We start from the raw sequence: 20,479 nt of genomic DNA on the forward strand, positions 1-20,479 counted from the left end.
CCGCTCGTTGAGAGAGTCGCCTCGCGCATCATGCAGTGCTGCGCTGTCTCGCGGGCCCTGGCGGTCGTCAATCGGGAGTGGGCAGCGCGCAGGAAACGCCAGCCGAACTCAGGCGGCATGACCGGGTCTCGTCCGTCTTCGACCTGGTGCACTCTGGAGGACCGACTTCCCGGGCTGCTGCCGCAGCGCGAGGCGTCGCTGTTCTTCGCCGCGTCGGGCCGTCTCGTGGCGGGTGGTGGCGACCGGGCGGGGCGGGCTGTGCTGCTCACGGTGCTCGTCCGCGCGTACCGCCATTACGACCTGCTCCCGCACGCCACCGCCGTGGGCGACGCGCTGCTCGCCGCCCTGACCCGGCACGCGCCGCACGCCCTGTGGGCGGTGGCGGTGCAGCGCGCCATGCAGGCCGTGCGCCGCGCTGCCGGTCGCGTCGGTGACGGCCCGGCCTGGTGGCCCGCCGAGGTGATCGGCCACGATCGGCCGTCGCCGGGCGTCGCCATCCTCACGGTACGTTCCTGGCGGCGGCTGCCTCACCTTCCCGGCCAGGCCGTCCCGGTCTGGGCACCACGCCTGCCCGGCCGCTGGCGTTGGCTCTCGCCGGCGAAGGTCGCACGCGCCGACGGCACCATCGAGCTGCACGTCCGTGCCGTGCCCGCCGCTGCCGTCTCGCACGAGCTGGTCCATCGGGTACGCCCCGGAGAGCTGATCTGGCTCGGTCCACCCCGCGACACCGGCCTGCGCCTTGATCCGACCCGTACCGCCGATCTGCTGCTCGTCGCCGGTGGCACCGGCCTCGCGCCGCTGCGTGCCCTGGTCGAACAGGTCGCCGCCGCGCCCGCCGGTCGGCGGGTGACCCTGGTCGTCGGCGCCCGCGCCTTCATCGACCTGTACGACGCGATCGCCCTCGACAAGCTGCAATGCGCGCACGAGTGGCTGACGATCGTGCCGGCGTTCTCCGACGACCCCTCTGCCGAGCCGACCGAGCGGGGTGACGCCCTCACCGTCGCCCTCGCTCATCACCGACCCGACCAGGACATCTACCTCTGCGGGCCGCCGGGGATGCTGGCCGGTGCCCGGGCGCGGCTGCTGGCCCTGGGCATCCCCGCCACTCTCATCCACACGCCGGTCACCTTCACCCGCTGACGGCCGTCCCAGGGCAGCCGAAAGACCCTGTGCGGCGTCAATCGTGGCAGACGAACATGTCTGGACACTGGGAAGCGGACCGCACTGCACGCTTCTTGCGCAGGCTCGGCAAGTCAGCCGCAGAGCTGGGCGAGAGCGGGAACGATGACCTGTCCCGACGTCTGGAGGCTCTCGAACGGCGATGTCGCTGTCATTGGGCGCAATCTCACCGATGTGCTTGCCACCCGGCTACCCGACGGTGTGAGCGTTGGTGCAGACGAAAGGGTCGTCGTCATTCCGCGAAGCATGCTCGTCGCCGCCAAGCCGGACATCCCCGATGCGTGACCTGTCGGATGCGGTCGTGCGGCAGCGGCTGAGCCTTCCCGAGTACGAGACGCCGACTTTCTACGCGACCGTTCAGTCGACCGACGGACCCATTCCGGCCAGGGCGCTTGGCCACCAGGTACGGGGGCCGAGGTGCAGCGCCAGGGCCGGTACGAGCAAGCTGCCGACGAGGAACGTGTCGAGCAGCACGCCGACGCCGATGGTGACGGCCGACTGCACGGACGGCACCAGCAGCAGCACGCTGAGCGCGCCGAATCTGGCGGCCAGCACCACGCCCGCGAGGTTCCTGCAGTGGTAGCGCTTCGTAGTTGATCAGGAGGTCCTACTACTCGTCCGCTGGTAAACGTGCTCGTGGTGCCAGTCGAGGTATCGGACGGCAGGTGGTATTGCACCATCCGGTAGCAGTAGATGCTGCGAGAGCGGTGGGTGCCCGAACGATGACCGCACTGCTGAGTCGGACTCTGCCGCTTGCTGCACCTCTGGACGCACATGGATGCGGAGGTCATGGCCGACGGTCAGAAGGCCCGTGTCGAAGGCAACGTCGTGGGTCGGGCAGGCGGCGATACCGTTTCGCGGGTCGAGCCGCTCGGTCGGGTTGCTCACCCGCCAAGGCTTGATGTGGCTCGCGACGAGCATCCGCTGGGCCCTGAGCCCGCCGGCCCTCACTCCCAGCCCACAGAAGGTGCAGCGGTAACCGTTGTTCCGCAGCACGTCGCGCGCGAATCGATGCTGCCCGACCCGGATGGCGGCGGTGAGGAGGCGCTCCGTCACTGGCTCGGCGATGTCCGGGTACTTCTGCGCCCACTTGGCGACCTGGTTCTGAACGGCCGCCTCAAGGTCAGACTGCACCAGCTCCTCCTGGCCCAGGAGCACGAGTTCGTCGTTGTCCTCGAGGCCGAGGAAGTCGGGCAATTCGTCCGGCCCGATCCCGACCCGGCGTGCGGTGTCGAAGATCAGGCGGCAGGTCGCCTGAAGCTTGGTGGGGGAGGAGAGCAGCTGCGCAGCGACATGGACTTCGTGCTTGGCACCATGGGCGAGGGTCCCGTCTAGGTTGGACATCTTCGCGATCAGGCTGCCGTTGGGGCGTTTGAAGAGCCGGGCGAGCGTGGGAACCGGCTCGACAGCGAGGTGGCTAGTGGAGCCCCCATACTTTCGGCGGTCGAAGACGAGGCTAGCGGCGAGACACAGCAGCGTCTCCACCGGCACAAAAGGCACCTGCCTGGTCCCCGGCCTTGGCTCTCGACTCAGGATTGCCCGCCACTGGTTTGCGGCCTGGGCTCCGGTCAGATCCAGGTAGTCCCGCTCCGACGGCATGTCGCCTCCACCCTTACGCAGTATCTTCGGCGGACCCAGTGTCCCGACGTGACCGTCGGCCTAGTTCCTGCCACTACTCAGCCCCCGGCAGAGACAAGATCGACCAAGCGGGGATGTCGGAAGGCCACCCTATACATGGAGCATCTTCGCTTTAAGGCTTGGTCGGCTGAGTGGAGTGCGTCAGCCATCGTCACTGTCGTGTCCCTGACAGGAATGCATCTTCGTTGATGTAGGACTCGTCGAGGACGAGGCTGCGGCTTCGACTCAGCTGACCGAACCCCATGCGCTTCGTGATCACGGCCTTCTCCAGCACGAACGGCCCTGATTAAGGCAAGTAGTTGCCTCGGGGCAATATCCACATCTGGGGTAGTTGACAGCGCAGATAGGCCAGGTCAAAGCGGCCGATCGGATGAAATCCGAGGGGTCCCGCTCGCAGGACTACTGACGTAGGGTCCTGGCACACCATGTGGGGAGGTGGTGTCATTGCATGCTGGACTGGAAGTACCACCCGCGGTCAAAGCGGAGCGCGCACTTACCGCCGTTCTAGCCGACCTGGGTTCGGGAGCCCACCCTGGCGTTGTGGTCGACTCAGCTCCTGGGGTACAGCACGTCGGCCCTGGTAGTCGGTGGGGCCGTCGAGCTAGCCGCCGCAGGCGAGCCGCTGATCATCACCGCCCAGGCCAACGAGCTAGTCGACGACTTTCATCGACCGCTTCGTTCCGCACGAAGGGATCTAGGATGGCTCGCTGGGAAGCGTACGACATGTGGAACGAAGCGATCGCAGAGGTCTTCTTCTGTGAAGAACTCGGAGGTCAGCCGGTATACATTGACCTAGACAACGACACAGTCCCGTTGCTGAGCCAGAAGACTGGGACGCCAGTTGATGAGGTCGAAAACGCCCTGGCCGCAGCCGTACGGCAGGTCTTGCGTCTCGGTGCAGGTCGCCAGGGGGCCTTCGACGAGGTTTTTACGAATCTCAAGACGTGGCTCGGAACGTGGCGTCGAACTGTTCGCACGTCCCGTCTGGACCTAAGTCCGCCCCCCGTGTTAGCCGTACTGGCGGTCTTCAGCATGGCGGCAGAGCGGATGGGAGGTGACGCCACCATGGCCCCCAGCAATTACTTCGGGCGTCTAGCTCAGGTGCTTGCCGTACCCGATGGGGAGCAGCGGGAACGGCTAGCGAAGGACTACCGACGGCATGTCGAATTCTTTTGGCATGTGTTGTCCTTGTGGCTGACGGGCCTCGACGGAATGCGCGGTCTCCCGTCCGCAGTCGCCCTTACTCACCGCTACATCGGGCTGTCCGTCTCGCAGGCTCTGGTTCGCGAGCACGATCGCCAAAAGTTGCCGCGTTTCTTCATGGCATACGGACTTATGCCTGGCCAGGAGGTTAGTCCACGAGAGATGGAGGCACTGCTCGACGAGTGGTTGAAGAAGGATCCTCCGCCCATCAGTCGGAGCCTGGCGAAGCTTTGGAGGAGGCAGCCGGCGGCGCGCGAGCGGATCGCTGCAGTCGTTTCCCTCGAGCTTCAGAGTTGGGACGGCATCTCGGCCGGCGACGCTCAATCGTCGGTTCCGGCCATTCAGCCGCGAGGCGAGGTCCGGCTAGTGGCCATGACGCGATCGGGGCCGTTTGGCAGCAGCGTCGAATTCAACATTGTGTCGCGGCTGCCCGGCGTCGATCGTCCGCAGTGCATGGCGGTTTCGAGTGCCGTCGGAGACAATAAACCGCTCCTCGACTTCATCCCAGGCCCTGGCGGTTGGCATCGATTGCACCGGCCCGCAAATCTGGAGAAGGCGTCTGTTCTCGATGGCATCCTGTCGCTGACGAGTGACACCGGCAGCTTCACGGTCCAGCGTCGCCCTCGGCGAGTGGTCCCTATGCGGAGAGATGAGTCGCTCGGACTTTATCTCGAGGTTGAGCGATTGCCGCTGGCGGAGGATGGCCTGGTTTTCACTGCCGAGGAGCTGGCTGACGAGGTGGAGCGCGCGCTCGATAAGGCTGCGCGCCCCGGCTTCCGGCGCGTCAACGGAGGGCAGGAGGGGGTGCCGGCGAACTGGGTCCTCTTCTCACACGTGCAATTGCTCGCGCTGCTGGCAAACGAGCATCGATCCAACAAGCACCAGGATCTAAATGTCCTTCTCCCAACGGTCGCGTCCCAGCTTACCCTAGCTGATGGGCTGAAGTTGCCTGGCCAGATGCGAAAGTACTCGTCGCTGTCGCCGCCTGAGATTCGGTCTGTCGCCGTGACAGCGGAGTACCTCCGACTTGAGGTGCTAAGGAAGCACACGGACGACCTGGGGCTGCTCGACGATCCAGCAGGAGTGACGATCGACCAGGCCTTCTGTAAAGCCGAGACGAACGGCAGCGCATTGGTCCTCCCGCTCGCCACTGAAGAACTTGAGGACGGCGACTACGAGGCGCTGCTTTATATCGACGACTCGAAAACCCCCGCGCAGCGGCTTCCCTTCTCGCTCAGGTCCGGCAGCGCCGTCGACCTGGCAATGTGGAGCCGTAGCCCTCGCCTCGTTCACGACATCGGAGGGCGAGATGGCTGGGCGGTGATTTCGGCAGAACAGCTGGATGCTCAGGATTCGACGTCGTTGGTCGACGGTGCTTCTGCCGATGGCACCGAGGCGGAGGTAGCCCAAGTAAAGGCCCCAAGCGCGCCATGGTGGACCGGTGATCGTCCCTCCGACTACGTTGGCACGACCACCACCGTGCTTACCACTCCTGACCCGACCTCCTGTCTGGTAACCGGTGCCCACCACTGGGATCTGCCCCTCTCCAGCAGCATCACCGTGCACGGGACCTGCCGCAAGTGCGGACTAGTCAAGCGATTCCCCAACAAGGCATGGGCCGCCGAAGCGAAGCGTAGGGTTCAGAACACGACCGCCGCCACGCATCACGTCGACGTTCGAGAGATCGAGCCCGTACGGACAGGATCGATTACTTGGGACGTGGCCGTCGATGCCCTGATGCATGCCGGAGGCGGCCCCTTCTCCGCTCTTGAACGGATCAGCCTCCAAGTGGAAGGCTCATCTCGTTTCGTCGATGAGTTCGCCCGCACGCTCGAGGTCCTAGGGCATCTGCAGGTCAAGCGGGACAACTACCTGCTTCGTCCGGTGGAGTGGGAAATTAGTCCATCCACCCTCGCCGAGCTGACGGACGGGTCATTCCTGCTGGTCGGTTACTGGCCGGCCGCAATGAGAGACACGCTGGACAACGAGGCCGCAGCGCTTGGTGGCAGGGTTGTGGCGGAAGCGAGCAACGCGGGACCGACCCGCTGGGTTCTTCAGGGACTCACGGCAACGGAGGTCGAAACTGTGTCCGCGCTGTTTGACGCGGTTGCAGTCGCTCGCGATGCCGCGCGGTCGATCCTGCGAGTGACTCCGAATCTGAGCGCGGTTGAGACGGCGCTTCCGCAGGTCACCATGCCAGGCGCCCGGCGCGTCCAAAGGTTCCACGTCGCTTCCGCCTCGTGGTTTGCACAACAACATGCCGAGTCTCCGGGCGCGTACCGACTCGAGTCGTTTGGCGTCACCGACGTCATCCGTCGTCAAGTTGACATTGCGCGGGGAACAGCACGGATAGGCACGGTGCAGCTAGTCAAACACCTCGATGCGCTCGCAACCGGCCGCCCACTCATCGCGTACGAGGCCAAGCAGAAATGCCTCCAAGTGCCGCTCGGCGCTGACCTCCCCGGGCTCTACGGCCGGGCCGCCGTCCTATGCAGTGGCCGTCCACCGGAGAAGGCGGACAGGCTCCTGCTCTACCGCAATGTGCCCGCCGATTTTGCCGACACGCTCGCTGCACGTCTCGCCAGCTGAAGGAAGTGCCCGATGACCACGGCAAGCAAGTCATTTGACCCGTCCTCGCGGCTTGGCTTCCCCACACCCAAGCGGGTCTATCAGGAGCTCCGGGACGCTTACCTACGCTACTTCGACACTGCGTATTGGCTGCGGGACGAGCCGTTGCGGCGGGAGCGGCGGCAGCTCCTGAACGAGTCCGGGTTGCTGTTCACGGACGTGCTTCTCGAGCCTGTCGTTCCGTACGACGCCGACGTCCCCCTGAAGGAGGTTGCCGCGGAAGTAGGGCTCGATCCGCTAGCTGCTGACATCGTCGGGAAAGCCCTCTTCGGCGATTTCGTCGCTCCTGGTGAGAACATCATGCTGCGCCGCCACCAGGCCGAGGCGTTGAGGCACTCCCTCAGCAACGATCCCGGCAAGCCGCGCAACGTCGTGGTCACCTCTGGCACTGGCTCGGGCAAGACCGAGTCGTTCCTGCTGCCCGTGCTCGCCCGGCTGGTGCAGGAGGCGCTGGCTTGGGGCCAAGACCGGGCACCGGACCGGTGGTGGGAGGCACCGGAAAGCCAGATGCGGTGGCGGCCGATGCGGGCATCGGAGGCGCGGTCTGCCGCCCTCCGCACAGTCGTGCTGTATCCCACGAACGCTCTCGTTGAGGATCAGATCAGCCGACTGCGCAAGGCGCTGCGGCGTATCGCGGCAAGTCAGTTGGCACCGCTGTGGTTTGGCCGGTACACAGGCGGAACGCTGGGGTCGAGTGATCTTCCGGCCGGCTCCGCAGACCGAGAGCGGGTCATCGACGCGGCCAACGAGATCAAGAGCGCAGCCAGCGATTTTCGGACCCTCGTTGAGGCGTACCAGGGCGAAGCTGACCGGCGGCGGGTTGAGGAGATGCTGTCGCAGTTCCCTGATCCCCAGATGGGGGAGATGCTGACCCGGTGGGACATGGTGGCCTCGCCGCCCGACATTCTCGTGACCAACTACTCGATGCTGAACGCGATGCTCATGCGGGATATCGAGCAGCCCTTGTTCGAGAGCACAGCGAAATGGCTGAGAACGGACCAAAGCAACACGCTCACGATCGTCGTCGACGAGATGCACCTGTATCGAGGGACGCAGGGCAGCGAGGTGGCGATGGTCGTGCGCAACCTCCTAGCGAGGCTGGGGCTAGAGGCGGACTCGCCGCAGCTACGCTGCCTTGCTACCAGCGCCTCGCTCTCTGACGACGAGGAGGGCAAGGAGTACCTTGAGCAGTTCTTTGGTGTCGACCGCGCCACATTCCACGTCACGGCGGGCGTTCCGCGCTCCGTCGCCGGCCGTGAGCCGCTGCCACGCAGTGAGCTAGAGCAGCTGGCCCGCGAACTCCCAGGAGACCCCGAGGGCCGAGCTGCGGCGCTGGCCAACATCGCTGAGAAGTACCTCGTTTCGGAGGCGATCGCTTCGGCTTGCCGAGAGACGACCGCAGGGCAGTTGCGTGCCACGCGCGTCGGCGTCATCGAGCAGCGGTTGTTCGACGAGGAGGCCGACCAGGGACGAGCCCTTGAGCTTGTCCTGTCAGCCGCTGCTTTTGCGGGCGACCAAGGAGCGATTCCGCTTCGTGCGCACATGTTCGTCCGTACTGTCGGCGGCTTGTGGGCCTGTGCAAAGCCCGACTGTGAGGCCGTCGATCCCACATACCGGTGGGAGAGGCGGCGAATCGGCCGGCTCTTCAGCCGTCCCGGATCGACCTGTCCTTGCGGAGGCCGCATCCTCGAGGTCCTGTACTGCTTCGACTGCGGAGACGTAAGCCTCGGAGGCTACGTCATCGAGAGGAACGACGAGTTCGATCCGCCGATCCGGGCACTCGGAGCAACAGCGGTTGACATTCCATCAGGGCAGAGCAGGCCGGTGAATCGCCGCCTGCTTAGCCAGTACGTGTGGTACTGGCCGGGGGATGTCACGGCGGTGCAGGAGTGGGGACACCAGACGCCACAGAAGCGGTCCGCGAGGTTCCAGTTCGAGCCGGTCCGTCTGGATCCCACTTCCGGCGTGATCCAGCGCGATGACAACCACACCGGGTATGCGTTGCGCGTCGCGGGGCTCGGCACAGACTCGGACGCGAAGGCACCGGCTCTTCCGGAATGCTGCCCCCGCTGCGGGTCCCACAATCGCAACACCGATCTGCAGAGGTTCTGGCGAGGCATTGTCCGCTCGCCGATACGTGGCCACACCCACGGTCAGGCACAGGCAATTCAGCTCTACCTGTCCCAGCTCTTCCGGAGCATGGGTTCCACGGCAGCCGACTCCCGCACGATCCTATTCACCGACAGCCGTGATGACGCTGCGCGTACGGCTGCCGGGGTGGCAAAAAACCACCACCGGGACTTGGTGCGCCAGCTCATCCGCCGGGAGCTCGATGCGGAGCACCCCGACGGCGCGCAACTGGCCGCCAAGCTGCTTTCCGGAACGCCGCTGTCCGCCGACGAGCAGCTCGCCTTCACCAGCTTTCAGACTCAGCACCCGGACGTGTTCCAAGCGGTGATGCGGCAGGTCACGGGCATTGCCTCAACCGAGGACAAAAGCCTAATTTCGCGGTACCGGGAGGAGAGCCGCTCAAGCACGCGGCTCTCGTGGGCTGTGGTGACGAGCAGGTTGCAGGAGAGCATGCTGAAGAAAGGCCTGCACCCGGCAGGCCCCGCGCAGTCCATGCAGCAGACGCCCCACGGGGAGCCGTGGTACCGGGCGTACGAGCCGCCCATCACGGGACATTGGATTCCGCTCGACCCGCAGGCGCGTGTCGAGAGTCAACAGCTGTACCGGCAAGCACTTGCCACGGCGATGGCCGAGGCAGTCTTCGACCGCGCGGGCCGAGATCTCGAGTCCACCGGCCTTGTCGTGGTCGAGCCTCGGGCGCCGCAGCTCACCGACGCGCCGACAGACCCGGAGACAGCGCTGCAAGTCTTGCGCTCTGTCATCCGGATCCTAGGTATAGCAGGGCGGTTCACGGGTGCCCAATGGTTCAAACCGTCGTTCAAGGTGCCGCCCGCTGTCCGGCAATACCTGAAAGCGGTTTCGGGCCGACTTGGATGCGACACGGATGGGCTGGAGACCTGGGTTACGCGCGAGATTCGCGACCGTGGCATCGCGCCGGACTGGGGGCTGCGGGTTGACAACCCGGATGTGCCCCTCGTCATTGTGCGGGCCGGCGACTCGAGCTGGGCCTGCCGCAAGTGCAACTACCGCCACCTGCACCCGTCGGCCGGTGTCTGTGCCGCCAGGGGCTGTTACCACTACGCGCTCGAACAGCACATCGGTGATCGCGTGGACGAGGACTACTACGCCTGGCTTTCCAGCCTTGAGCCCCGGCGCATGACGGTCGCCGAGTTGACCGGACAGACGAAGCCTCTGGCGTTGCAGCGGCAGCGCCAACGCTGGTTCCGTGGAGCGTTGCTCAAGCCGCCGTTGGAAAACGAGCTGACGAGCCCGCTCGACGTACTAAGCGTCACCACGACAATGGAGGTCGGCGTGGACATCGGCTCCCTACGCTCGACCATCATGGCCAACGTTCCGCCGCAACGTTTCAACTACCAGCAGCGGGTTGGCCGCGCCGGCCGTCAAGGACAGCCGTTCTCGTACGCGTTGACCGTCGCCCGGTCTCGCACTCACGATGACTACTACTTCAACGCGACGGAGCGAATGACGGGTGACATTCCGCCGCAGCCGTTCCTGGACCTGCGTCGCACCCGTATCGCACGGCGGGTCGTTGCCGCGGAACTCCTGCGCCGGGCCTTCCTGGCGGCGGATCCGAGGCCGGCTCGTTCACGCGAGAGCATCCATGGCATCTTCGGCACGCGGGACGCGTGGCCCGGGATCTATCGGCAGCAGGTGGCTGCCTGGCTCAGGCACTCTGCCGATGTGCCTCGGGTCATCAGGGCCCTTACCGTCCGTTCCGGGATCGATCTGGCCGGCGTGGCCGGCCTGGAGCGGTGGGCGCGGACGGACCTTGTCAGCGACATCGACACGGCGTTGGCCAACCCGTTCTACCAGCAAAACGAGCTGAGCGAGCTGCTCGCCAACGCCGGCGTCCTGCCGATGTTCGGGTTCCCCACCCGGGTCCGAAACCTGTACATGGGCGTGCCGAAGGAGAAGCGTCAGCTCAATGACCTTGTTGTGTCCGATAGGGCTCTCGACATGGCGGTGGGAAGCTTCGCCCCAGGCGCAGAGGTCGTCCGGGACGGACGGATCCACACGGTCGTCGGCTTCGCTGCCTACGAAGTTCGAGGCAGGACGGCGTTGCCGATCGATCCGTTGGGGGTTTCGATCCGGGTCAGCAGGTGCAGCGAGTGCGGTTGGACCGCTCTCGTAGAGATGGCGGAGGTCTGCCCCGTCTGTAGTGGCACTGTCAACTCATTCGACATGTACCAGCCGTTGGGGTTCCGCACCGACTATCACGGTAGGGACTACGACATCGACGGCGACACCGTAGCAGTGGTCGGCGCTCCCGAACTTGCCGTGGCGTCAGACCCGGACCAGACGTCACAGATTCACGGGGTGCTCGTCGACGTCTACGAGATGGCCGACATTCTCCGGATAAACGACAATCTCGGGCGCTTGTTCCCAATGGAGGCCGGACCCGGGAAGTCGGTGATCGTGACAGATTCGTCGTTGTACAGCAATGAGGTGAACCTGCCGCGGTCCTACGGGTTGCGGTGCGACGCGGCGATCGGAGAAGTGCGAAAGACCGACGTGCTGGTCGTTACGCCGAACGCACTGGACCTGCCCGGTGGTGTCCTACCGACTCGTCGGGGAACGCATCCGGCCGGCCTCCCGGCTCTGTGGTCCTTCGCTGAGGTGCTGCGCCGAGGGCTCCAGGCCGAGCTTGACGTCGATCCGGCTGAGCTGACCGTAGGCCTTAACTCCGTCAATGTCTGCGGAGAGCAGACGCACCGCGTCTTCGTAGCGGACAGCCTCGAGAACGGGGCCGGGTACGCTACCGAGCTCGGTAAGCCTCAGGTCTTTGAGCGTGTGTTGCGCCGCGTCGTGGAGGACCTGCGCGCGCGGTGGGAGGACGTCCGCCACTCGATGGACTGCACCATGTCTTGCCCGGACTGTCTCCGCTCCTACGACAACCGGCGCCTTCATGGCGCGCTCGACTGGAGGCTGGCTCTGGACATGGCGGAGCTGGCCCTGCAGGAAGACGTCGACTGGAAACGCTGGCTGGGCCGCGCGAGCGTGCTGACCCGCGGGTTCCTCGCCTCCTTCGGACAGCACGGAATCAAGGCGCAGGAGATGGAGGGGCTAGCGGTCCTATACCAGACCGATAAGCGACGAGCGGTGATCTTGGGCCACCCGTTGTGGCGCCAAGAACGTCACCTCCTCCGAGAAGAGCAGGAGGCGGCGCTCCGTTGGGTCGAGTCGAACGGGTTCGAAGTTCAATCGGGCGACCTGTTCGAACTCGATCGCACACCCATGAGGATCGCTCTAAGGTTGCTGTCGTAGCCACCGTAAACTGCAACCGGCACGCTTGGCGGGCCGATGGCTGCGATCCAGTCATTCACGCTAGCGGGGCGGCAACCAGTCGCAACGTCAGTACGAAAAGGCATGACCACTGTAACCTGCTTCCATTCCCCATGGACCGGTTCACTGCAATATGCCCCGCCGGTTAGGGCTGAGCGCATGGGTGAAACGGAGTATCAGCATGGCGGTAGTCGGAGAGTTTCCCGGACAGGCCGAACGTTCGACGTCATCCAACGGTAGTTGAATGCGGCTGGCAGATCGTCAAGGATGGCGATGAGACGCTATTGCAGTTGAGCAGATATGGATCCGACCAGCAGGCGGCCGGCAAGAAGGTCAGTCAAACACTCGAGTTCGACCGAGAAGGGCTTCACGCGCTCACTCAGATCGCGAGGCAGCCCTTTCCGGGGCTTGAAGAATTGCAAGGCAGCTTCCTGGTTGCCCAACAGGATTGTGGGAGCCGTCAACCACGTGATGGTGGCGGGTTGCCCTCTCGCCAAGCTGCCTCAACAAGGCCGATGGCATCGTCGAGGCTTTCGTGCTCCCATAGGCGAAGGACGCGCCAACCGTCCTCTTCGAGGGCGGCCCTGACGGCGACATCCCGATCGACGTTGCGCTGAAGCTTGACGGACCAATATCCGGTTGGATCGCTCGGGGCCCTGCCGTGTTCCGGACAACGATGCCAGAAGCAGCCATCGACGAAGACGGCGAGCTTGCGCTTGGGATAGACAAGATCGGGACGCACCCGTTTTCCACGAGCGACGATGGGCAGTGCCACCCGGTAGCGGTGTCCCCGAGCGTGAAGGGCCCTACGAAGCCGGAGCTCAGGTCCGGTGTCTCGATGGCGGTTCGAGCGCATTGACGCGGTAGCCGTGGATGGGGGCGGGGATGGCGGAAGCGCTAGATCCGATGGCACGGCACCTCCTGCTCGGATTGCTTGCTCCCGCAGACGCTGTTTCGTCTGACGACTCTTGACGTTATGCGCTTTGCGGCATTCCTCACATCTACATCCGACGTCGTATCGATAGGACGTTCCGTGGGCTGAGGCCGTCCCGGCGAGCGTCTTTGTTGTCCGCACCCTTTGCATGTAACGGCTGTGGGTCTGCCGGTGAGCCTCCCGGCAGAGGACGCATCGGCACCCAAGGTTGCCGTAACCGTTCGGCGTCCCGTGACGCGGGTCCTCTGGAGCAAGCTCCACGCGGGCTCGTGGCATGCGATGATAGTACGGCGCCCGCAGGCGAGAAGCGTTGATTGATGTTGGGCTTGCTGCGTCCTCGCGGTCAGCAGGCTCCATCGACCTCATAATGCGCTGCTCTGCTGGCCCAGCTCCTCGCGAATCTGCCTGCGTCCGGGCCTGGATCGCCGGGTCGGCGGGTTGCAAACTTGTGGGGCGCCGGCCGAGGCCCATTACGCGGCTTGCAGCACCTTCTGGGGTCGGAGTACGGGCAGCAGGTAGTGCTGGCCGATCCAACTGATGACGTCCACTACCACTGCGTCCCCAAAGCCGAACAGCGCCTGGTTCGGTGTTCCAGCGGTGACGGTGTAGGACCCTGCGCCCATCATTCGCGCGTATTCTAAGGGGGTCATCCAGCGAACCCGCACCTCACCCTTGCCTAGCTCGACTAGGGCCTGCTTGCTGGAGCCGCCTCCGGTCGTGCGAAGGCAGCCCCCGATCGCGTCTCGCCGAAGCTCCCACATTGAGGCCCCATTTCTCCTCCTGCGGTAGGCGGTGCGCCATGAAGTGTCTTCGGTGTCACGCAGAGCTTCCATTCGAGCTTTCTGAATGGGGCTCATGGACTCTATGAACGCGGCTTGCCGATCCTTGCCCCACCATCGAGGGTCCTCGCTGTCCATCGTCTCGACGACGCTGGAAAGGTCCTGTGGTCCATTAGGAAGCCTAGGAAGCGTTAGGTGATGCATGTCGAGGTGCTGGTGCAGAGCATGCACGCGCTGAACCCACCTGGGCCGGACACCTGAGATCGGCGGAATGCCGCTCTGTGCCCCAGACGGGACTGCGCCCTGGACTCCGACTATAAACATGCGCCGTCGTGACTGCGGTACAAAATGCCGCGCGTCGACGGCGATGACGTCGCATGAGTATCCAAGCTCATGCATCTGCCTAAGAGCGTCAGAAAGGTCTTTGCCGCCGTGGCTTGTAGCGAAGCCATGAACGTTTTCAAGGAGAACGACGCGAGGTCGCTGTTCCTGCATCTCTTCGATGACCCTGGCGAACTCCCAGAACATCCCTGACTCGGAACCGATAAGGCCGCGGCGGTTGCCCGCAAGAGATAGGTCAACGCATGGGAAGCTGCTAGTCGCTAACTCGATGTCTGACGGCAAATCCTTAGCGGTCACATTGCGGATGTCGTCTAGCTGGAAGTGGCTAGCGTCATGATTGGCGGCATAGACGTCCCGCTTGGCCTTCTTGATGTCGTTGGCCCACACGACTTGAATGCCAAGAGGCTGCAGAGCCTCTCGTACCAGCCCGATGCCGGCGAAGAACTCGGCAGCCCGGATGGTGTCCGGGGCAGCGTCGACAGGCTCGTCAGTCACGGCAAACACCCTACAGGCGCCATAGCCTCACGGTAACCGGCCCACGGCTGCACCGAGGGTGCGAGGGCTAGGTGCTAACGAGGAGTTGCCGCCTGCTCGCCCAGCCCCAGCACTGGTTCGTACCGGACGAGCAGGTGCAGGGCTTGGCCTCTAACGTCCGGCCAACGGACGATTCGATGCCGCCCGCGGTAGCTCGCCATCCACCCCTTCGGAACGCTGTGCTCAGGACGGTCGCCGGTGCGTCCTGCAGTGATCACGGCTGCGGACCGTTGGGATGGCTACGGTCCGTCCTGTCAATCTCGGGACGAGACCATGTAGGCGAGGAGGCGAGGGCGCTCTGTTCGCCTGGTTGTCAGCTACAGGCCTCAGCCGCCGCTGCCGGCTGCAGAACGATCATGATTCCGGCCGCTACCTCCCATCGGCCCCGGCCTGGTGCCGGCTCGGCGCGCAGGTTCAGGCTAAAGCGCGCTAGACCGGAAGGTGCTTTCGCGCCGAGAAGTGGCCAGGTTTCGAAGCCAAGGATTGACGCGCCGTTCAAGCTCTTCGACTGCTGTATTCAGTTGGATCCGGTCATTCTTCATTATCGTTAGAGCTCCTCTACTGGCTGCTGCAAGGGCTCTGAGGGCTTCCTCCACACGAACTGCATTGATGGGGTCTATGCCTTGCCTTGCAATTTCGGGTATTAGCATATCCAGGCTCCGAGTTCTATGGGGAACAAGCCGGTCTAGTTCCCGTAGGGCGCGAAGAATCGCACCGGCCACTGCCTGGGAAGGATGTGTCGGATCTGCCAGGAGAGCGTCGACAGCGGCGGCGACGGAGGCCGGCGTAAATGCCGATTCCACGATTCGTAGAATATCTCTCGCAGTGATATCGCGCTTGTCCATGCACTCGACGACTCTGGCCAGCTGCTCTACGGTCCAGCAACTAATTCTCAGCGCTTCAGCCCGCTTAGAGGCGGCAGAGTCGTCTTCACGACTTGAGCCCGGATAATCCGGAGCTACCAGAAGGCATCCATCGGCCTTTTCGTCATTGACGTGCTGATGCAGCCCTCCGAAATCGATCGCCCCGAGACTTGGTACATGTACGGAAGATTTAGCCTCGAGGATGATCTTTCGGTCGCCTACTGCGTGGTCTCGGAAGCGTGCCACGCCGTCAGGCCTTTCGGATCCACTGAGGTGCTTCGCAACGAAGCCTAGTGCGCGCGCCGCGATGATGACTGCTACCTCGAGGTCTCGCTCGGACGACACTGCATCACGAAGTGAAGCGGCAATTGCGGCCGGTGAGTTGATTTGCTCGCGAGCTAAACTTCGCATCAACAAATCTCTGCGCTCGAGAATTTCGCCGATTAAATGAGGAGACACGTTCGCGCCCCGCAGGTAGATCTCAAGTAGTGCCTCTGCGGTTGCGAAGTCCTTTAACAGATCAAGAGCTCGAGGATCGTCGCCGAAGGAGATGAAGAGTATGTGGTCCTCGTTGAGTACGAAGCGACGAACATCGGGGTGGAACTGCACCAGCCGGCCGCCTGGGCCCAGGCTCTCAATCGAATACTCGTAAGGATTCCGGGTCTCCGTTTCGTATAGCTTGGTAATTAAATCAAGAACGCTCGTGTCGGTGGGTGGGCGTAGATAGAACCAGCCCTCATCTGCATCCGTCCCAGGATCTGCACCGTTCTCTTGATTGGTCGCGAGCACGTCGGCAACGGGCATTTCGACGTGTCGTGGAGGTACGTAGTTCCGGTCTGGTTCGTTCTTGTTTGCTTGTTTCTGGTGTCGGTCGTTGACCACCTTTTCATAGCGGGTACGGGCTTCGTTAAGAACTTCTGTCAAAACACTGGTAAGGGCCGTGCGGCGAGGGCTAAGGCCGACAGCCTCTCGCGCTGCTGTTATTTCGCTGTCTAGATCATCGGCGTTCACGTCTGCTCGAAAACGGTAAAAGACTTCGTAAGCCCGAGGTGCTACGCCTGCAAGGGCATTGTCTTCATCTATCAGTCTGCCTCGGACGCGGACGAAAAACCCATGCGAACGGGTAAGGTCTGCGCTCTTTCCTTCATATAGGCTCTTTTTCGTGACCACTACTTGGCCCGAAATTTTGTTGGGGAAGAGTGATGATCTAAGCCCATCGCTTGTCGCGCTCCACTCGATTCCTGTTTTCTCTTCCAGTTGTTTAAGGCGCTCGGGTGGTAGGTCGGAGATATTGAACTCGGCGATCGTCTCGTAATCGAGTTTGGAAGAGGTGACTTCTTCGCCGTTTAGGAATAGACGGAATTCTTGTGTGATCGGCATCGCGGTTCGTAAAACCCACCGAAGGCGACCAGGAGAAATGGACCGGCCTTGCGCCTTAAGGCCCTCGAGTAGAACTATCGTCCAGGTTTTATTTGGCTTAAGTGCGACTTGTGCCTCCAGCCCGGCCTCGCTGGCCGCTCGCCGTAGGTTGGGCAGGGCTAATGTCTCTGCCTCGGTCAGCTGTCGTACTGTGAGCTCCGTGGGGCGGTCGGGCAAGCCTGGCTCCGAGCGGAAGTCCGAATACAAAAGCGAAAGTGCGAGAATCTCGCCATCGCCCGAACTCGTGACGTATGTGATTCGATTTGCAAGCGCGTACGTCGCGAGTTTCCCGATGCCGAATTTTCCTATTTGGCGTCGCTTGCGGATCCTCGTTATTCGTTCTTCGCGCTTTGTTGAAGACCCGATCCGCCATAAGTCGACCAACCCGGACATATCCATGCCGATGCCGTTGTCGAAGACCAGCATCAAGGGGATTGCTGCCGCGGCTGTTCCGGCTGCAACTATGGGAACGAAGATGCGGCATTCGGCAGCCTCGGCGTCGAAGGAATTTACTACAAGTTCTTCGATGGCCTTGAGTGGCGACTGGTAAAGTTGCTCGGATAGTAGTGTTATTAATTCTTTAGAAAGTCGGACGGGAATGCTTTCTCGCTGGATTCCCACATGATCAAGCTGAATGCCAACCGTGTTTTCTGGTACGCGCATAAGTGTCCCTCCCCGTCTCCCCTGGTGCGGTCACCGTACCCGGGACGGGTGTTCCATGTCACTAGTTGACTTGCAGTTCGTGGTGAAGCTATAGGTGGGTACATCTAGTCGACTCGGCAGGTCGAGGAGGGTTGACAGTCCCGGCTGGGCCGGGCCTTGATAGGGGCGTTCCGGGCATTTCTGCCTTGGGATCTCGAATCCTGCTCCTGGGTCGCTGCTCTGCTGGGCATGGCCGACCCCTTAGGCCATACCGTGGTGCTGTCTTTGACTATTCACCACTCGGGATGATTGACACCGAAGCTGTAATGACTGACGCGCCAGTTGGCGCGCCTACACGGACTGGGCCGCGGGTCTTGTCCTCCACCCTTCTGCTTGTGGTTACCCATAGACCGTGCGTATCGGTCACCCGGCGGCCCGTCACGAGCCACCCGGCGAACGTCAGCCGTTGGGTGTCCGCGAGGTGGGCAGGAGCGGGGTCGATTGTGGCAGTCGCTCGCGTCGCTCCAACGGGAGCCATTCACCCTTGGGGTCGAGCAGTTCGGTGAGCCCGACGAGCTCGTTCTGCGGGCGTACGAGCCGCTCATTTTCGCGGAGGTCCTGGGCTCCCACGTCGTCGACCTCTGCGAGGAGGCGGGTGAACCATAATGCGAACCTCGGCTCGGTTTCGAGGCGGTCGCAGAAGGCGGCGTATCCCAGCACCTCTGTCACCGCGCCCTCAGGCGACTCCACTCGGTGCAGCATGACTTCACCGATGGCCCGCTGGTGCCCCCGGAACACGGAACGGGCCGGGCAGTGAGTCGGTCGCCAAGGGATGATGAATCCGCTGGATCGCTGCGAAGAGCTCCTTGTGCTCTTCACCGACTCGATGTTGAGGAAGCGCTGTTCCCGCCGCAGGACCTTCAGCCAGGCCAGGTGTTCGGCGAGGACGTACACGATGTTGTGGCGGACGTACTGCTGCTCCTCGCTGTTGCCGGAGTGCAGGTACGTACGCAGGAAGTTTCGGCTGAGCACGTTGTGCGGCCGAGACTGTAGCGACTCGGCTGACGCCAACAGGGGCACCCGGGAACGCCGGAACAACTCCTCGGCGAGTTCCACCTTGTCGCGGTTGCGCGCCTTGTCCTGTAGGCGGTGAGTGACGACAGTGGTCCGGGAACTGACCGCGACGCTGATCAGCGACATGGCGGCGGACGCCACTGCGATGACGATTTCTGGCCCCATGCCGAACGGACTGCCTTTCCCCATCGCCGGGCGATGCGTCCGGCGCGCCGACCTGACCGGGCTGGAGATCGCGTAGGGCAGGCAGGCGCCCGATACCGCGATATGGCGTCAGCGGACGGCGTGCCCGAGTGCCCGACCGTAGCGTCCGAACGGCGCAGGTCCTCAAGCGCGCGACCTGAGGGAGGTAGCCATGCAGAGGCCGTTACCGGGGGAGCAGGCCCCGACCACCGTGAAGCCGGACCGGTGGCGGGCGGGGTTGCCGCCGGACGCCTGGCCCGACACCTTGCCGGTGAGCGGCGAGGTCTGGCGGCGCGATGTCTTCGCGGTGGCCGACGCGTACCGGGCCGGCTCGGCCACCGCCCGCCAGTTGCTGACCGCCGTGCTGGTCTGGGGTTACGGACCCATCGGGTACGGGCCGTGGCGCACCGCCAGGTCGCTGGGCGCCGACCCCGATGGTAAACGCCTGGCGTACGCGCTTGAGGAGGTGTCCGCGCCCGCGCCCGACCCGGAGGCGCTCCGCACGGCTTATCGCCGCTTCCGCGACCCCGCTCGCCTGCCGTGGTTGGGGCCGGGACTGTTCACGAAGGTCCTCTACTTCGTCGGTTACCGGCGCGGGGTGGGCGGCGTCCAGCCGCTGATCCTGGATCGTGTGGTGGCCAGCCGCCTCCCCGCCGAGGCCGGTGTCACCCGGCGCAACGGTTGGTCGTCGGACGAGTGGCTGGCTTATCTTCGTTGGGCCGCCGAGCAGGCCCAGGCCAGAGGCATTGAGCCGGATGCGGTCGAGATGGCGATCGTGCACGACCCGGATGCGGCTAGGAGATAGCGCGCAGTCGTTCGTCGAGGGCGTCGAGGTCGGGCACGAACCAGATCTGCTCGCCCCGGTTCGACTCGTGTACGAGAGCGCGCAGCGCCGAACTTTCCGCGAGCTGCGGCGAGATGTCGCCGACCACGGCGAGCCGCAGCCGGTAGTTGACGAACTTTTGCATCACGTCGCCGGCGAAGCGGGTGCCGAGCGAGAAGAAGCGGTCGTCGAGCCGGTTGGCGGGTACGGCCACCACCTGGGCGCCGAGGAAGGCCGCGCCGATCAGGTCCAGCGCGTCCTGCTCGGTGGCGATCGGCGGGCCGGCCGGGTCGCAGACCAGCACCGGCACTCCGGCGCGTTGCTGCATCTCGTCAGGCATCGTGGACCTCCCGGTCAAGCAGGCCGTTGTCGGCGGTGAGGACGGCGTCGAGCAGGTGGAGCAACTCGGCGGTGCCGGCCGGGTCGCCGATGATGATGATCTTCAAGCGGTGACGGTGGTCGTCGTGCACGGTCTGCACGCGCAGCGGCCGGGTCGGGTCGTGCCCGGTGTTGGCGCTGGCGAGCACCAGCGTGCCGAGCCGGTCGGCGGCCGCCCGGTCGACGCCGTCGACCTGCACGATGCTCGACACCTCGGCCGGCCCGACGATGCCCGCGACGGGCGTCCCGGGCGGCCGTGCGGTGAGCGCATCGAGGTCGCTGGCGGCGATCCGGTACTGCTTGCCGATCCGCACGGCCCGCAGGCGACCGGAGCGGATGTAGCCGCGCACGGTGCGCACGTGCAGCCCGAGCCGGTCGGCAACCTGCTCCACCGAAAACATTTCTTCCCTCATCGCTCCCTATCATA

The 20,479-nt window shown here is 64.1% G+C and carries 13 protein-coding genes; 5 read left to right on the forward strand and 8 right to left on the reverse strand.

Annotation, left to right across the window (positions count from 1 at the left end; all coding sequences use genetic code 11):
• The first annotated feature begins 117 nt into the window (after positions 1 to 117).
• A complete protein-coding gene (locus tag ACQPZK_RS05240) occupies positions 118 to 1,140 on the forward strand; it encodes an FAD-binding oxidoreductase (RefSeq protein ID WP_433537203.1) in 1,023 nt (340 codons plus the stop codon).
• A gap of 144 nt (positions 1,141 to 1,284) precedes the next feature.
• Positions 1,285 to 1,464: a hypothetical protein gene (locus ACQPZK_RS05245; protein WP_433537204.1), complete on the forward strand. Its 180-nt coding sequence runs from the start codon at positions 1,285 to 1,287 to the stop codon at positions 1,462 to 1,464.
• Between the two features lie 72 nt (positions 1,465 to 1,536).
• Here ACQPZK_RS05245 and ACQPZK_RS05250 read toward each other — a convergent pair whose 3' ends face one another.
• Complete coding sequence (locus tag ACQPZK_RS05250; protein ID WP_433537205.1) at positions 1,537 to 1,737, reverse strand: MMPL family transporter; 201 nt, start codon at positions 1,735 to 1,737, stop codon at positions 1,537 to 1,539.
• Positions 1,738 to 1,776: 39 nt separating this feature from the next.
• The gene (locus tag ACQPZK_RS05255) at positions 1,777 to 2,664 is read right to left on the reverse strand and encodes an HNH endonuclease (RefSeq protein WP_433537206.1); all 888 of its coding nucleotides are present in this window, start codon (positions 2,662 to 2,664) and stop codon (positions 1,777 to 1,779) included.
• An 852-nt stretch (positions 2,665 to 3,516) separates the two neighbouring features.
• Between ACQPZK_RS05255 and ACQPZK_RS05260 the strand changes: the two genes are divergently transcribed.
• The gene (locus ACQPZK_RS05260) at positions 3,517 to 6,609 is read left to right on the forward strand and encodes a hypothetical protein (protein ID WP_433537207.1); all 3,093 of its coding nucleotides are present in this window, start codon (positions 3,517 to 3,519) and stop codon (positions 6,607 to 6,609) included.
• A gap of 12 nt (positions 6,610 to 6,621) precedes the next feature.
• The gene (locus ACQPZK_RS05265; protein WP_433537208.1) at positions 6,622 to 12,063 is read left to right on the forward strand and encodes a DEAD/DEAH box helicase; all 5,442 of its coding nucleotides are present in this window, start codon (positions 6,622 to 6,624) and stop codon (positions 12,061 to 12,063) included.
• A 478-nt stretch (positions 12,064 to 12,541) separates the two neighbouring features.
• Here the strand turns inward: ACQPZK_RS05265 and ACQPZK_RS05270 are convergent, their stop codons facing one another.
• The 4 genes from ACQPZK_RS05270 to ACQPZK_RS05285 form a co-directional block, all read right to left on the reverse strand.
• Entirely contained in the window at positions 12,542 to 13,486 is a 945-nt protein-coding gene (locus ACQPZK_RS05270; RefSeq protein WP_433537209.1) for a very short patch repair endonuclease, read from the reverse strand.
• Positions 13,486 to 14,631: a DNA cytosine methyltransferase gene (locus tag ACQPZK_RS05275; RefSeq protein ID WP_433537210.1), complete on the reverse strand. Its 1,146-nt coding sequence runs from the start codon at positions 14,629 to 14,631 to the stop codon at positions 13,486 to 13,488. Before ACQPZK_RS05275 ends, ACQPZK_RS05270 begins: the two co-directional genes overlap by 1 nt.
• 458 nt (positions 14,632 to 15,089) lie before the next feature.
• Positions 15,090 to 17,615 carry an ATP-binding protein gene (locus ACQPZK_RS05280; RefSeq protein WP_433537211.1) on the reverse strand — a complete coding sequence of 842 codons (2,526 nt, stop codon included), beginning with the start codon at positions 17,613 to 17,615 and terminating at the stop codon, positions 15,090 to 15,092.
• Positions 17,616 to 18,053: 438 nt separating this feature from the next.
• Positions 18,054 to 18,809: a hypothetical protein gene (locus tag ACQPZK_RS05285; RefSeq protein WP_433537212.1), complete on the reverse strand. Its 756-nt coding sequence runs from the start codon at positions 18,807 to 18,809 to the stop codon at positions 18,054 to 18,056.
• Between the two features lie 214 nt (positions 18,810 to 19,023).
• Here ACQPZK_RS05285 and ACQPZK_RS05290 point away from each other — a divergent pair, with 214 nt between their 5' ends.
• Positions 19,024 to 19,656, forward strand: a complete 633-nt coding sequence (locus ACQPZK_RS05290; protein WP_433537213.1) for a hypothetical protein — start codon at positions 19,024 to 19,026, stop codon at positions 19,654 to 19,656.
• On the opposite strand, the gene ACQPZK_RS05295 is transcribed toward ACQPZK_RS05290, so the two are convergent.
• Positions 19,646 to 20,014 (reverse strand): DUF4180 domain-containing protein, encoded by a 369-nt coding sequence (locus ACQPZK_RS05295; protein WP_433537214.1) that lies wholly within the window; start codon positions 20,012 to 20,014, stop codon positions 19,646 to 19,648. The genes ACQPZK_RS05290 and ACQPZK_RS05295 overlap by 11 nt on opposite strands.
• Complete coding sequence (locus ACQPZK_RS05300; protein ID WP_433537215.1) at positions 20,007 to 20,465, reverse strand: helix-turn-helix domain-containing protein; 459 nt, start codon at positions 20,463 to 20,465, stop codon at positions 20,007 to 20,009. The genes ACQPZK_RS05295 and ACQPZK_RS05300 overlap by 8 nt, the downstream gene beginning before the upstream one ends.
• Positions 20,466 to 20,479 lie beyond the last annotated feature (14 nt).

This window comes from Micromonospora sp. CA-249363 (genome assembly GCF_050950185.1).
Lineage (GTDB): Bacteria > Actinomycetota > Actinomycetes > Mycobacteriales > Micromonosporaceae > Micromonospora.

Coding starts and splice junctions, on each gene's coding strand:
- ACQPZK_RS05240 (WP_433537203.1), top strand. CDS start 118: ATGACCGGGTCTCGTCCGTCTTCGACCTGGTGCACTCTGGAGGACCGA.
- ACQPZK_RS05245 (WP_433537204.1), top strand. CDS start 1,285: ATGACCTGTCCCGACGTCTGGAGGCTCTCGAACGGCGATGTCGCTGTC.
- ACQPZK_RS05260 (WP_433537207.1), top strand. CDS start 3,517: ATGGCTCGCTGGGAAGCGTACGACATGTGGAACGAAGCGATCGCAGAG.
- ACQPZK_RS05265 (WP_433537208.1), top strand. CDS start 6,622: ATGACCACGGCAAGCAAGTCATTTGACCCGTCCTCGCGGCTTGGCTTC.
- ACQPZK_RS05270 (WP_433537209.1), bottom strand. CDS start 13,486: ATGGGCCTCGGCCGGCGCCCCACAAGTTTGCAACCCGCCGACCCGGCG.
- ACQPZK_RS05280 (WP_433537211.1), bottom strand. CDS start 17,615: ATGCGCGTACCAGAAAACACGGTTGGCATTCAGCTTGATCATGTGGGA.
- ACQPZK_RS05290 (WP_433537213.1), top strand. CDS start 19,024: ATGCAGAGGCCGTTACCGGGGGAGCAGGCCCCGACCACCGTGAAGCCG.
- ACQPZK_RS05295 (WP_433537214.1), bottom strand. CDS start 20,014: ATGCCTGACGAGATGCAGCAACGCGCCGGAGTGCCGGTGCTGGTCTGC.
- ACQPZK_RS05300 (WP_433537215.1), bottom strand. CDS start 20,465: ATGAGGGAAGAAATGTTTTCGGTGGAGCAGGTTGCCGACCGGCTCGGG.